Raw genomic sequence first — 12,960 nt, 5'->3', positions numbered from 1 at the left:
AAATTTATGCTTGCGTTTATTTTATCACTAATATTGCGTAGATTCAACCTTTTCTGAAAGCACAAGAAAATGTTTAACAGGATGATATTTTTCCCCTTATAACTATAGTTTCCCCTGCTGCTGTATCTTTTCAAAACCCCAATTATAGTACATTGCCATCGGACCATTGAAAGCAAGCGGGGAGCGGGTTTCGGAAAGCTGCGGATAGACTTCGATATATTCAAAGCCTTATGCTTCAGCATCTTTGCAGACCCGCCTCAGAAGCGCTTTTGCAATCCCCCTGCCACGATACTCCGACGCTGTCTCAAAGCAGATATGCATTTTGATTTTTTCTTTGTCACCATCAAAAAGCAGAGGTATAATAACCTCATAATAAAAAACAGTTAATACAGCTTCCCGCAGGACGAAAGGAATCCCCTATGACAGAACTGAACCTGGAACAGATAAGAAATTTCCGACTCCATTCCCACCATCTGGATGCGTTTTATACAAAGGAAGACCTCATCGCAGCCGCAGGCGCCTGCGGTATGCAGAACAGTCCGCCCGGAGCCTGGGAAACCGCGCTGTACAACAGAATTCCTTCCTGCAGCCAGGAGGATATGAACCATTTTTTGTACCAGAAACGGTGTCTGCTGCAGGCATGGAGCCTGCGGGGCGCGCCTGTTGTATTCCCGGAGGAAGAAAGCGATGTCTTTTTATCTGCGCTTATTTCGCAGGAGGATGAGCCATGGATTTATACGCAGGGAATTTCCCTGGCGCTGGATTTTCTGCAGATGTCCTTTGAAGAACTGCTTCCAATGCTGAAGCAGGTAATGCCCAGGCTTAACGGCAAGACAATCGTGACCAAAAGCGCTTTGGATCAGACGCTGGCCGAATGGATGCTGCCGCTGCTTCCCGAAGAAAAGAAGACGCTGTGGAACCATCCGTCCATGTATGGCAGCCCGGACAAACAGACGGTGGGCGGCGCGGTGGTGTCATTCCTGCTGCGCCCCTGCGCATTCGACGGACTGGTGGTGTTCGGGGCGCGGGAAGGAATCAGCCCCACCTTTACTTCTTATAATGCCTGGACAGGCCATCCGCTGGGAAACCAGGGAGAAGGGGAAAAGAAGCTGGTGCGGAAATTCCTGCACTGCTATGGACCGGCAACTCCAGCCTCTTTCGAAGGTTGGCTGGGCTGCTCGGGAAAACAGGCCCGCCGCATGTGGAGAGCTGTGTCTGAGGAGATGGAGCCTGTCAAAGCAGCGGGTAAGAATGCCTGGATTCTTTCCGAAGACAAAGCCTGCCTTCTGTCCCCGAAACCGCTGCAAAGGGAATTGCTCCTTCTTGGCGGCCACGACCCGTATCTTGACCAGCGTGACAGAAGTATTTTGCAGCCGGATAAATCCCTGCATAAACAGATCTGGAAAATGGTGGCGAATCCGGGGACTGTTGTTTACCGGGGAGAAATCATTGGAATCTGGACAGGTAAAAAGAAGAGCAGGGGAATGGAGATGAAAATAACCCTGTGGAACGGTTTTCAGGATAAGGAAAAAATTTCTGTACTTGCTGAAGGATATGCAGATTTCCGGCAGCAGAAGCTGATCGGTATTGAATTTTAACAGGATTTTTGGGAAAAAGCGATGCGGAAACGGTATCGCTTTTTTTCTATATAAAGTGGAAGTATAAAAGAAAAGCGTTGGTGGGAATTGTTCCTTTTTTGCAGGCGTTTTCTGCCGTATTACAGCAGATTCTGTTCCGGGGCATTTTCCAATCACGCTTTCCTGACAGGCACAACAGCGGATAGGCGGCATACAATTTTATGAGACAGTAAGTCGATTTATGACACCTGCAGTCAGGAGGGCAACTATGGCGGAATACGATATTGCGGTTATCGGAGGAGACAGACGTACGGCTTTTATGATACCGTTTTTTCAGGAAAATGGATATAGAGTCATCAGCTTTGGAATTCAGGAAACGGATAAGGAAAACGCGGATGGCCGGGCGCATTCTTTGAAGGAGGCGCTGGACGGTGCGGATGTGATTGTGGGAGGAATTCCCCTGGAAAAAGAAGGGGTTCTGGAAATCCGGGAGCTGTCGCGGCTGATCCGTAAAAAACACACTATTTTCGGAGGTGTCATTCCGGAATCGTTCCGGCAGGAATGCAGTGAAAGGGATATCCTCTGCTGTGATTTTATGCTGGTGGAAAGCATTGCCGTGTTCAATGCGGTTGCAACAGCGGAAGGCGCGGTGCTGGAAGCGTTGCGGCATAAGGATACCAATATACACAAAAGCGAAAGCCTTGTCATCGGTTATGGCAGATGCGGAAAAATACTGAGCGATAAGCTGAAAGGCCTTTCTGCCTGCGTTACGGTATGCAGCAACAGTCAGACCGAGCTTGCGGTGGCGGATGCCTATGGCCTTCGGACACTGCCTCTGGAACAGCTTGAAAGCAAGGCGGGAGAGTTTGAATACATCTACAATACGGCCCCGGCCCTGCTTTTAACGGAGAAGCTGCTTGAAAAAATAAGAGAAGATGCGTTAATTATAGACATTGCATCAGGAAGCGGCGGCGTGGATTATAAGGCGGCCGAACGTCTTAATATAACAGCCCTGCGCTGTCCGGGCCTGCCCGGCAAATATGCCGGCAGGACTTCCGCGAAGTGCCTTACGGACTATGTATTGAGACATCTGTGAAAGGAGCGTATTTTAACGATGGATTTAAAAGGTAAAAAAATAGGAGTTGCACTGACCGGCTCCTTTTGTACGTTTGAGAAGATATTTAAGGAAATGGAAAAACTGGCACAGCTGGGGGCGGATATTTACCCTCTTTTTTCCAATGCTTCCCAGAGCATAGAGAACAGATTCGGGAAGCCGGAGGAGTTCATGGAACGGGCGGCCAAAATCGCGGGCAGGGAGCCGATATGCTCCATTGAGGCAGCGGAGCCGATAGGTCCCAAGGGTTATCTGGATATTATGGCGATTCTGCCGTGCACCGGCAATACTGCCGCCAAACTGGCAAACGGGATTACGGACACACCGGTTCTGATGGGGGCCAAGGCGCATCTGAGAAATAACAAGCCTCTTTTGATCTTCATTTCCACCAATGACGGCCTGGGGATGAATATGAAAAACATAGGACTTCTTCTGAATACCAAAAATATTTATTTTGTGCCCTTTGGCCAGGATAATCCGGAGAAAAAGCCGAATTCCCTCGTAGCCCACGCAGACAGACTCATACCGGCGCTGATGCAGGCCCTTGACCATAAGCAGATACAGCCTTTACTGGTGGATTACGGGGAAACGTAAAGGCCATGAGCCGCTGCGATGAAAGAAAAATCAGTAACAGTCTAAACATCGTAAACTTTTACTGTAATCAAGTCAAATGACAGGAAAGGCGGAAAGCCATATGTGCGGAATTGCAGGCTTTTGTAACGTCAGAATAAATTATGAAAAAAACGAAGGAGAATGGAGGACGGTGCTGAACCGAATGAAAACCGTCCAGAAACACAGAGGGCCGGATGAGGAAGGGATTTTTCTGGGAAAACACTGCGGCCTGGCTCATGTGAGGCTGTCCATCATCGATTTGGCGTCAGGGCGCCAGCCTATGGTAAAAAGAGAAGGCGGCGCCGAATTTGCGATCTGTTACAACGGAGAGCTATATAATATGCCGGAGCTGAAAAAAGAACTTCTGGCAGCAGGAGAAAGCTTTCAGACGAACAGTGACACAGAGGTTATTCTGACTGCTTATCTGCATTACGGGAAAGAATTCGTAAAGCGGCTGGATGGTATTTTTTCCTTTGCGATCTGGGATGGAAGGCTGGAAAAAATTTACCTTTACAGGGATCGGGCAGGCGTAAAGCCCTGTTTTTATACCATAAAAGAGGATACCCTCATTTTTTCATCGGAAATCAAGGGAATCCTCAGCTATCCCGGGATACAGGCGCAGGTGGATAAGGCCGGGCTCTGCGAGGTTTTCGGGCTGGGGCCTGCCAAAACCTACGGCAGCGGTGTATTCCGTAATGTGAAGGAGGTCCTGCCGGGATATTACCTGGAATTTGGCCCGGAGGGGATTAACCAGCATTGTTACTGGAAGCTGCAAAGCCGCCCCCATGAGGAGTCCTACGAAAAAACAGTGGAGCATACCCGGTATCTGATTGAAAATGCGGTAAAAAAGCAGATGTTGTCCGATGTCCCTGTATGTACCTTCCTGTCCGGCGGCGTGGACAGCAGCCTTGTGACCGCTATCTGCAGCAGCGAACTGAAAAAACAGGGGAAGGTGCTGTCCACCTATTCCTTTGATTTTAAGGACAATGATATTAATTTCCAGGCAAACAATTTCCAGCCCTCGCAGGATCGGCCCTGGGTGGATGTGGTCAGAAAATATGCGGATACACAGCATTTTTACCTGGAATGCAGAAATGAGGAGCTTTACGACTATCTTTTTGAGGCGGTGGATGCCAGGGATCTGCCGTGTATGGCTGATGTGGAGTCCTCCATGCTGTATTTCTGCCGTAAAGTGGCAAAGCAGCATAAGGTGACGCTGACAGGGGAATGTGCGGATGAGATCTTCGGCGGTTATCCCTGGTTTCATAAAAAAGAATGCTTTGAGGCGGCCTGTTTTCCCTGGTCCATGGATTTTACACCCAGGACGATGCTGCTTAAGGACGAAGTGCTTGAGCAGCTGCCCCTGGAGGAGTATGCAGGGAATGCATACCGCAGGACCATAGAGGAAACACCTGTTTTAGAGGGGGAGGCTGGGGAAGAAAAGCGGCGCAGGGAAATTTCCTACCTGAATCTGAAATGGTTCATGCAGACGCTTCTTGACAGGATGGATCGCACCAGCATGCATGTGGGGCTGGAGGCCAGGGTGCCATTTGCAGATCATTTAATTATGGAATATCTGTGGAATGTTCCCTGGAGCATGAAGTGCCATGACGGCGTTGTAAAAGGGCTTCTGCGGGATGCCGGCAGGGGCTGGCTGCCTGACGATGTCCTCTACCGCAGGAAGAGTCCCTATCCCAAGACCTATGATCCGGCATATGAACAGCTTGTGAGGAGCCATATGCGGGAGGTGCTTTCCGATATGAATGCGCCGCTGAACCTGCTGATTGATAAAAAGAAGGTGGAACGTTTTATGGAACAGCCATCCGATTATGCCCGTCCCTTCTACGGACAGCTGATGGCCGGGCCGCAGCTGCTCGCTTATTTGTTACAGGTGAATTACTGGCTGGAGCATTATCGGATTAGTCTGGTGTAATTTTGCCCTCTGCCTGGTGCGATTCTTCAGAATCAGCATGTTGCGTTTCACTCTGGTGCGCCCGTAAAAAATGTGCTAATATTATAGATAACGATAAAACTTCAGCTGGCAGGGGAAAATATCTCCTCTGCCAGCTGATACTTTCGTAAGAATATAAAACAGCGCGCTGTCCGATATATGGAGGATTCCTGCGCGGAAAGAGGTTATATGGGTGAAATGACACAGGACGAAGCGCGGAGGCAGGCGCATTATGAGAAGATGACACAGACACCGGTTCCGAAGCTGGTCACGACGCTGGCGATTCCAACGATTATCAGTATGATGGTATCGGCTATTTATAATATGGCGGATACTTTTTTCGTTTCCCAATTAGGGACAAGTGCGGTGGGAGCGGTTGGCATTGTATTTTCACTGATGGCGATTATTCAGGCCATCGGGTTTACATTAGGCATGGGCTCAGGGACTATCGTGTCGCTGCACCTTGGGGCAAAGGAGGAGGAAAAGGCCACATGCGCCGCCAGTACGGGCTTTTTTTCCGCGATTGTGCTGGGGCTTGCGCTGACTGTTTTTGGGTCGCTTTTTGTAGAACCCCTGATGCAGGTGCTGGGTGCGACGGAAACGATTCTTCCCTATGCAAGGGATTATGGACAGTACATATTGCTGGCGGCGCCGATTATGTGCGCTTCCTTTGTGATGAACAATATTTTCAGGTGCGAAGGGAAATCCGTGCTTGGCATGCTGGGAATCGGCACCGGCGGTATCCTGAATATTATCCTGGATCCCATTTTTATTTTCGGGCTGGGGTTGGGAACTGCCGGGGCGGCGATTGCCACGGCGCTGAGCCAGACGGTGAGCTTCATCATTCTGCTGGTGCTTTTCTTAAAAGGAAAGAGTGATGTGCGGCTGCGGATTACCAAAGTTTCCAAACAGCTGAAAACATACGTGGATATTGTTACAACCGGAATGCCCACGCTTTGCAGGCAGGGTCTTGCCAGCCTGGCTTCTGTGGCGCTGAATGTGAATGCGGCAATGTATGGGGATGCGGCTGTGGCGGCCATGAGCATTGTGGGAAGGCTTATGTTTTTCATGTTTTCCGCCATGCTTGGCTTTGGGCAGGGCTTCCAGCCTGTGGCAGGTTTCAATTATGGGGCAAAAAAATATGACAGAGTGCATGAAGCCACCCGTTTCACAATCCTGGTGGGTACGGTGGTGATGGCGGTTTTCAGCCTGATTATTTTCATTTTCGCCCCGCAGATTCTAAGAGCCTTCCGCAGGGACGACGCACAGGTAATCGCGTTGGGGGCCTATGCGCTGAGGGCGCAGTGCCTTGTAATGCCGTTCTGCGGCATTACCACAACCGCCAATATGGCGCTTCAGAGTACGGGACAGTCGGGCAGGGCCACCTTCCTGGCGCTTTGCCGGCAGGGGGTATTTTTCCTGCCCCTGATCCTGATTCTGCCCCGGTTTACGGGAGTGCTGGGCGTACAGCTGGCACAGCCTCTGGCGGATGTGTGTACTCTGCTTGCATCCATACCTTTCTTGATGGCGTTTTTGAGACGGCTGAAGGTTATGCAGTAATAAGACGGGCTGTATCCTGAAAGGTAAAACCAGGCCTGAAAGGTAAAACTAGGCCTGAAAGGAATGGCCGCCACGAAGGGAAGCGGCCAGGCTCTCCTTCAGCTGAAGGAGGCTGTCCAGGGAATCCTCCTTCAGAGAGGATTTAATGGTGACGACAGGCTCCAGAATTTTCATCTGCTTCATTTCTTCCAGCAGAGTGCGCATCTGCCTGCCGCTGGCCGGCGCCCAGGAACCGTTTTCGATCAGGGCAACCGTACGGTTCTGCAAATTCAGCGCTTTCATATCATGAAGAAAATTCAGCATGGCCGGGTAGATGCCGCTGTTGTAGGTGGGAGCCGTGAGTACCAGATGGCTGCAGCGGAATACCTCGGCAATGAGGAAGGATATGTGGGTGCAGGAAATATCATAGACCGCAATTTTACGGATGCCCGCATCTGCAAGGCCGGCGGCCAGTATGTTGACGGCGTTTTCCGAATCGCCGTACATGGAGCCGTAGAACAGGGCGACCGTATGCTCCTCCGGCTCGTAGCTGCTCCAGCGGGCGTACATATCAAGCAGCAGGTCAATGTCGCTGCGCCAAATGGGCCCATGCAGAGGGCAGACCACGGCGATTTCCAGAGCAGACAGTTTCTTCAGTGCAGCCTGTACCTGCGGCCCGTATTTTCCTACAATGTTGCCGTAATACCGTCTGGCTTCCGCCAGCCAGTCCTGCGTATAGTCCAGTTCGTCAATAAAAATATTGCCATTCAGGGCTCCGAAGCAGCCAAAGGCGTCGGCGGAGAACAGGATATTTTCGCTTTCCTCATAGGTCATCATAACTTCAGGCCAATGGACCATGGGCGTCAGGTAAAAATGCAGGGTATGGCGGCCGAGCGGGAGCGTATCCTTTTCTTTAACGGTAATTGTCCGGCCCTCCAGATCCATATCGTAGAACTGCCGGATGAAGGTAAGGGTTTTGGCATTCCCGACGATTTTCAGCCCGGGAAAACGAAGGAGAAGTTCACTGATGTTGGCGCAGTGATCCGGCTCCATATGGTTTATCACTAAATAGTCCAAAGGGCGTGAATCCAGTGTATGGAGCACATTTTCCAGAAACTGGCGGGAGATGGAAGAGTCCACAGTATCCAGCAACGCTGTTTTTTCATCCAGAATCAGATAGGAATTGTAGGCGACGCCACTGGGAACCGGGAAAAGATTTTCGAACAGTGACAGCCGGCGGTCACAGCCGCCGACCCAGGTGACGGCGTCAGTAATTTTTCTAGTACAGTACATGCTTGAATGCTCCTTTCATTGAGGCTTTATGATTTCAATGTATTTTATAATGCAAAAGAGTTAGAAAACACTAACTAAAAATACAATACAGGATTTGTTTAAAAAGATCAATATATTTGTGTATCGGAGAACTGTGGAGATTTGACCGGTTATTAGCATTATGTACCGAATATGGACAGGAAATTCAAATTAATGAAATTCATGGACAAACCCGTAAACCTGCTGTCTATAATTGTATTATCTTTATCTTTGGATAGAGAGTACTGATTATAGGACATTGATTTTGATAAGCTTGATGCATATACAGCGGGAAGCGGGGAGGTATCATTCATGGATAGAAGAGAATATGCAGAATGCTTTCAGAAATTGGTTGATTGTTTTGTGAAAGAAGAAAAATTTATTCAGGATATTGAACTGATGGATAAACCTAATCTGGATGAAATAGAACAAAATGCGGTTCTGTCCTATAGGGCGGCAAAGGATATTTCAAGACATTTTTTGTTTTATCTTAACTCCTGCAGATGCCCGGAACATAATGCGCAGGTTCTTATTGAGTTCAGGAATATGCAGCGCCATGTTAAAATATTGGAACGGTTTGCGGAAATCGCAGGATTGAGAGTGCATTGATTAGGGAACAATTGGTGCAGGCGCGCTTTATTCCCGCGAGCAACGAGCCAAGTAGCCATGCTTGCATGGATATTTGGCGACTGCCGCGAGGGTCAAATACCCCGCTGCTCTGCAGCGCTGCAAGTTTGATACCCCGTTGCTTGCAGCGGGGTCTTTGATTGGAGTATGCTGCTCCATTTGCGACTGTCTGGAAGTTCCGGCCAGGATAAAGCACTGTTGCCATAATGTAAGGAAAGGATAACGGAGGAATATGATGAATGTAATAGCAAATAAAGATAATATTTGTATCAGAAAAATGGAAGAGAGCAGGGATGATTTTGAATTATTCTTAAAATGGATGACAGATCCTGATACAATGAAATACTGGGAAGGGATGAACGAGCACTTTACATATGACAGAGTGGTTAAAGGATATAAAGAAGGTAACGAAGAGGGCATAGTACAGTGTATCATCGAATATAATTCGGCTCCGATTGGCTTTTGCCAGTTTTGTATATTAAATGCGGAATATTATGAAGTTCCGGAAAAAGAATATAATCGATACATAGAGAAAGCTGATCTTGTGTTCGGAATTGATATATTTATAGGTGAAGTATCGCTTAGGAATCAGGGGCTTGGAACAAAAAGCTTGAGGTTATTAATTACTGCATTATTTAATGATTATCATGCGGATGTTATATTAATAGATCCAAAGATACATAATGCAAGGGCAATCAAGTGTTATCATAAATGTGGTTTTAAAGATTATTTCGTAGTCCCCCACAGGGAATTGCAGGATGGTATATATCATGACAGTTTAATTATGGGAATAAGAAAAGAGTAAAATTTAGAGCCGGATTATTTTCATTCCTGGAAAAGCAATAGGCCGTAATGTTTTTTTTGTATTGATATTATATTGTCGTCTGCGAAATTAAAAAATATGAATACGGCTAAAGGGGGAAAAGATAATAGTGTCCGCTTTAGATTTAATGGAAATATATAGCCTGGTAAAAGAGAAAATTGATTCTGTCGTATTTGAGGAGTTGTGGCCATGCTTTAAACGGTATGATTTTGCCTTGTACAATGCATCACAGGTCATTTTAAATGGGCAGATTTTTTCAAAGACAGAGGAATTTCTTGCCAATACCGCTATTTGTTATCAGGGAAGGCTAATAGCCATATGGTGTCTTTCGGAAGAAATGGATTTGGATGTTTTAACAAGTAAGATTATTCATGAAATGTTTCATGCATATCAGATGGAATGCGGAGAAAGCCGTTTCCCGGAGGAAGTGGAGGCTTTGCTGAAATACAGGTACAGTCCATTATATTTACAGATAAAATTTCAGGAAAATTTGCTTCTGGCTTCGTTGCATGAACGTTTTCAGGTATCTGACTATGAGAAATTTTTATCGTTGCGTAAGAGAAGGATGGCGCAGTTCCCGTATCAATATAATTATGAAAGCGGCGTGGAAGTTATTGAGGGAAGTGCGCAATATGTAGAGTTTCAGGTGCTGCGAAAACTGAATCAGGAGAAATACCGGGAGTCGCTGGCCGAGTGCATGCAAAGATTACAGGATAAGAAAAATTTAATGCCTGTTAGAATTTTGTGTTATGACATCGGGGCGATGCTCTTAACGATATGCGGTGACAATGGCCTGAGTGCAAACAGAAAAGTGGGACAAAGTACGGAATATTTATTGCCTGAAGAAATATTTCAAAAAATTACGCCAGATTATTCAGTAGCTGCAGATACCGAAATGGAAGCCTTTTACCGGAGCGAAATACGGGATTTCCAGGCAAAAATAGATCGAATAATAAAAAGCAGTGAACCTGTTGCTGAAGGTGATTTTGAACTGGCTGGAGTTAATATTTATTCAGCCTGGTATTTGAATGGGTATATTTATACAGAATATTTTGTGAGATATAAAGCGAAGGAAATGATTACCTTATATGGGAATTATCTGCTCAGGATGCGGCAGAACAAGGTTGCAGCAATATATGCAGATGAGAATTCCAATTCTGCATTAAGTGAAATACGATAATGACAGGGATATTATTCCTGACAGGTAATGTTTATGATGGTTTTTACTGTTATGAAAGGTGATGGAAGGATTCTGCATAGGGTGTTATTTTTTAAGGTGTAATGGAGATTATACACTTGTGTTTTCAGCGATTCTGACGGGAAGCATCTTTTATACAATTCTATACAATACTATTTTTCCCATACGTACAAAAATTTAAACACTTTACCTGCCCCCATCCAAAGTAATATACTTATTACTACCACAGAAAAAGGCAGGAACCCACCGTGAATATTCACTCCCAAAAACCCCGTTTAATAGTACTGACAGATATCAGCAGCCTGCAGCCAGGCTGCGGTGAGCCGGATGACACCCAGTCGCTTATCCGGCTTTTGCTGTATTCAGATCTTTTAGACATAGAAGGCCTGATAGCCACCTATTCCAGTCACATAAAAGGCGCGGTGAAAACAGACTACCTGGAGACCATTGTCAGACATTATGAAAAGGTATGGGACAATCTCTTATTGCACAGTGCGGATTATCCGGATCCCAAGAAGCTTCTGGAAGGCATCAGGGCCGGTTCGCTTTACTGCGGGATGGAAAACGTTGGAGAAGGAAAAGATACCCCGGGATCCAACTGGATTATCAGAACGGCAGACGCTCCGGATCCCAGGCCCGTCTGGATCACTATCTGGGGCGGCGCGACAGATTTGGCGCAGGCCTTATGGCGGGTGAAAACAGAGCGCAGTGAAAAGGCGTTTGCCGCCTTCTGCCGCAAGCTGCGGGTATATGCCATTCATGATCAGTATGACGACGCCGGTCCATGGATTCGTGAAAATTGTCCGGAGGTTTTCTACATCACCTCTTACACAGCTTTCCGCGGAATGTACCGCGGAGGCGATACTGAGGATGTCTCTGCTGAATGGGTGGAAGAAAACCTGCGAAACGGCCATGGACCTTTAGGCAATGCATATCCCAACTATGACGGCGGAGACATCTGGGGCAATGTGAGGGGCGTCAAGGAAGGAGATACCCCTTCTTTCCTTTATCTGCTTCCGATAGGGCCGGGCAGTCCGGAGCATCCGGAATGGGGCGGCTGGGGAGGCCGGTTTGAAGGTGGAAAAAACAGATATTTTGATGCGGAAGATAACATTTATTCCGCTGACAATGGCGAAGCAGAAGGCAGGAAGCAGTTCCATAGGGATGCCGTTCCTGTTGCCAGAATTATGGAAAACGGGCCGGCAGCCGAAGAAAATACATATGCCGGACCATTTAAAACACCGGTTGAAAGAACATCAGATACAAACCGTTCCGATCCCAAAACCACCATTTCCCGCTGGAGAAAGGATTTCCAAAACAGCTTCCAGGCCAGAATGGACTGGTGCACAAAGAGCTATGAAGAGGCAAATCATGAACCCACTGTCGTTTTAGAAGGCCTGGCAGGAAACATTATGATCCGGCAGGTCAGGCCGGGCGATACTATAAGCTTAAGCGCAGCAGGCTCCTCAGATCCGGATGGCAATCATCTTTTCTATCATTGGTGGATATACGAAGAAGCCGGAAGCTGCAAGGAAAAAATTCATATATCAGGCGCATACTCCCAGAAGGCCGCCATCACAATCCCTGCATCGGCCAGGACAGGCAGCGTTCACATCATACTGTCGCTGACGGATGACGGGGAGCCGGCGCTGACCTCCTATGGCCGTGTGATACTCAATATCACGCAGGAACAGCCGGCGGTGGGATAACTGTGTTGCTGCAAAACACGCCGGCCGGGAAGATAAATACTTTCTGTTCTATATGGGTTCCGTGCCGCAGGGATATTGGAATTTCCTCATGCAAAAGGATAAAAAATGGCAGAAGACAAATAACGGTACTACAAAGAAATAAATAAAGGTAAAAGGAGAGATATCAAATGCAGTATAAAAATCCGATTATAAAAGGCTTTCATCCGGACCCGAGTATTTGCCGGGTAGGAGAGGATTATTACCTGGTGACCAGTTCCTTTGAGTATTTTCCGGGAATCCCTGTTTTTCACAGTAAGGATCTGGTAAATTGGACGCAGATAGGAAATTGTGCCGCCCGTGCGGAAGAATTCCCGCTGGAGCAGGTGAAGGATTCCGGTGGTATCTGGGCGCCCACAATCCGCTGGAACCAGGGGACTTTTTATGTGACGGCAACATTGGAACAGTATGGGAATTTTATTGTATCGGCGCAGGATCCGGCGGGGGAATGGTCTTCTCCGGT

At 47.5% G+C, this 12,960-nt stretch carries 12 protein-coding genes; 10 read left to right on the top strand and 2 right to left on the bottom strand.

Going from position 1 to position 12,960, the window contains the following annotated elements; all coding sequences use genetic code 11:
- Nucleotides 1-228 precede the first annotated feature (228 nt).
- Nucleotides 229-321, bottom strand: coding sequence for a GNAT family N-acetyltransferase (locus HMPREF1548_RS30770; protein ID WP_353612035.1), 93 nt, complete (start codon nucleotides 319-321; stop codon nucleotides 229-231).
- Nucleotides 322-419: 98 nt separating this feature from the next.
- Here HMPREF1548_RS30770 and HMPREF1548_RS01160 point away from each other — a divergent pair, with 98 nt between their 5' ends.
- The 5 genes from HMPREF1548_RS01160 (at nucleotide 420) to HMPREF1548_RS01140 (ending at nucleotide 6,814) form a co-directional block, all read left to right on the top strand.
- Entirely contained in the window at nucleotides 420-1,598 is a 1,179-nt protein-coding gene (locus tag HMPREF1548_RS01160) for a winged helix DNA-binding domain-containing protein (protein WP_021633809.1), read from the top strand.
- Nucleotides 1,599-1,845: 247 nt separating this feature from the next.
- Complete coding sequence (locus HMPREF1548_RS01155) at nucleotides 1,846-2,673, top strand: dipicolinate synthase subunit DpsA (protein ID WP_035320534.1); 828 nt, start codon at nucleotides 1,846-1,848, stop codon at nucleotides 2,671-2,673.
- An 18-nt stretch (nucleotides 2,674-2,691) separates the two neighbouring features.
- The gene (locus HMPREF1548_RS01150) at nucleotides 2,692-3,285 is read left to right on the top strand and encodes a dipicolinate synthase subunit B (RefSeq protein WP_021633806.1); all 594 of its coding nucleotides are present in this window, start codon (nucleotides 2,692-2,694) and stop codon (nucleotides 3,283-3,285) included.
- A gap of 100 nt (nucleotides 3,286-3,385) precedes the next feature.
- Nucleotides 3,386-5,236: an asparagine synthase (glutamine-hydrolyzing) gene (gene asnB, locus HMPREF1548_RS01145; protein ID WP_035320533.1), complete on the top strand. Its 1,851-nt coding sequence runs from the start codon at nucleotides 3,386-3,388 to the stop codon at nucleotides 5,234-5,236.
- A 207-nt stretch (nucleotides 5,237-5,443) separates the two neighbouring features.
- Nucleotides 5,444-6,814: an MATE family efflux transporter gene (locus HMPREF1548_RS01140; protein ID WP_051358287.1), complete on the top strand. Its 1,371-nt coding sequence runs from the start codon at nucleotides 5,444-5,446 to the stop codon at nucleotides 6,812-6,814.
- A 48-nt stretch (nucleotides 6,815-6,862) separates the two neighbouring features.
- On the opposite strand, the gene HMPREF1548_RS01135 is transcribed toward HMPREF1548_RS01140, so the two are convergent.
- Nucleotides 6,863-8,086, bottom strand: coding sequence for an FprA family A-type flavoprotein (locus tag HMPREF1548_RS01135; protein ID WP_021633802.1), 1,224 nt, complete (start codon nucleotides 8,084-8,086; stop codon nucleotides 6,863-6,865).
- A 330-nt stretch (nucleotides 8,087-8,416) separates the two neighbouring features.
- Here HMPREF1548_RS01135 and HMPREF1548_RS01130 point away from each other — a divergent pair, with 330 nt between their 5' ends.
- From HMPREF1548_RS01130 to HMPREF1548_RS01110, 5 genes are all read left to right on the top strand, one after another.
- Nucleotides 8,417-8,713: a hypothetical protein gene (locus HMPREF1548_RS01130; protein WP_021633800.1), complete on the top strand. Its 297-nt coding sequence runs from the start codon at nucleotides 8,417-8,419 to the stop codon at nucleotides 8,711-8,713.
- Nucleotides 8,714-8,966: 253 nt separating this feature from the next.
- The gene (locus tag HMPREF1548_RS01125; RefSeq protein WP_035320524.1) at nucleotides 8,967-9,536 is read left to right on the top strand and encodes a GNAT family N-acetyltransferase; all 570 of its coding nucleotides are present in this window, start codon (nucleotides 8,967-8,969) and stop codon (nucleotides 9,534-9,536) included.
- 622 nt (nucleotides 9,537-10,158) lie between these two features.
- Nucleotides 10,159-10,734, top strand: a complete 576-nt coding sequence (locus HMPREF1548_RS01120) for a hypothetical protein (protein ID WP_198168596.1) — start codon at nucleotides 10,159-10,161, stop codon at nucleotides 10,732-10,734.
- 266 nt (nucleotides 10,735-11,000) lie between these two features.
- Entirely contained in the window at nucleotides 11,001-12,461 is a 1,461-nt protein-coding gene (locus HMPREF1548_RS01115; protein WP_021633795.1) for a DUF1593 domain-containing protein, read from the top strand.
- Between the two features lie 167 nt (nucleotides 12,462-12,628).
- The coding region (locus HMPREF1548_RS01110) for a family 43 glycosylhydrolase (protein WP_021633793.1) at nucleotides 12,629-12,960 on the top strand (332 nt) is incomplete at its 3' end.

The sequence above is a fragment of the Clostridium sp. KLE 1755 genome, assembly GCF_000466465.2.
Classification (GTDB): Bacteria; Bacillota; Clostridia; order Lachnospirales; family Lachnospiraceae; genus Eisenbergiella; species Eisenbergiella porci.
Note: the sequence above shows the minus strand (reverse complement) of the source record. Positions and strands in the feature narration are given on the sequence as shown.

Excerpts from the sequence above, each read along its gene's own strand:
- HMPREF1548_RS30770 (WP_353612035.1), bottom strand. The coding sequence starts at position 321 with ATGCATATCTGCTTTGAGACAGCGTCGGAGTATCGTGGCAGGGGGATT.
- HMPREF1548_RS01160 (WP_021633809.1), top strand. The coding sequence starts at position 420 with ATGACAGAACTGAACCTGGAACAGATAAGAAATTTCCGACTCCATTCC.
- HMPREF1548_RS01155 (WP_035320534.1), top strand. The coding sequence starts at position 1,846 with ATGGCGGAATACGATATTGCGGTTATCGGAGGAGACAGACGTACGGCT.
- HMPREF1548_RS01150 (WP_021633806.1), top strand. The coding sequence starts at position 2,692 with ATGGATTTAAAAGGTAAAAAAATAGGAGTTGCACTGACCGGCTCCTTT.
- asnB (WP_035320533.1), top strand. The coding sequence starts at position 3,386 with ATGTGCGGAATTGCAGGCTTTTGTAACGTCAGAATAAATTATGAAAAA.
- HMPREF1548_RS01140 (WP_051358287.1), top strand. The coding sequence starts at position 5,444 with ATGGGTGAAATGACACAGGACGAAGCGCGGAGGCAGGCGCATTATGAG.
- HMPREF1548_RS01135 (WP_021633802.1), bottom strand. The coding sequence starts at position 8,086 with ATGTACTGTACTAGAAAAATTACTGACGCCGTCACCTGGGTCGGCGGC.
- HMPREF1548_RS01130 (WP_021633800.1), top strand. The coding sequence starts at position 8,417 with ATGGATAGAAGAGAATATGCAGAATGCTTTCAGAAATTGGTTGATTGT.
- HMPREF1548_RS01125 (WP_035320524.1), top strand. The coding sequence starts at position 8,967 with ATGAATGTAATAGCAAATAAAGATAATATTTGTATCAGAAAAATGGAA.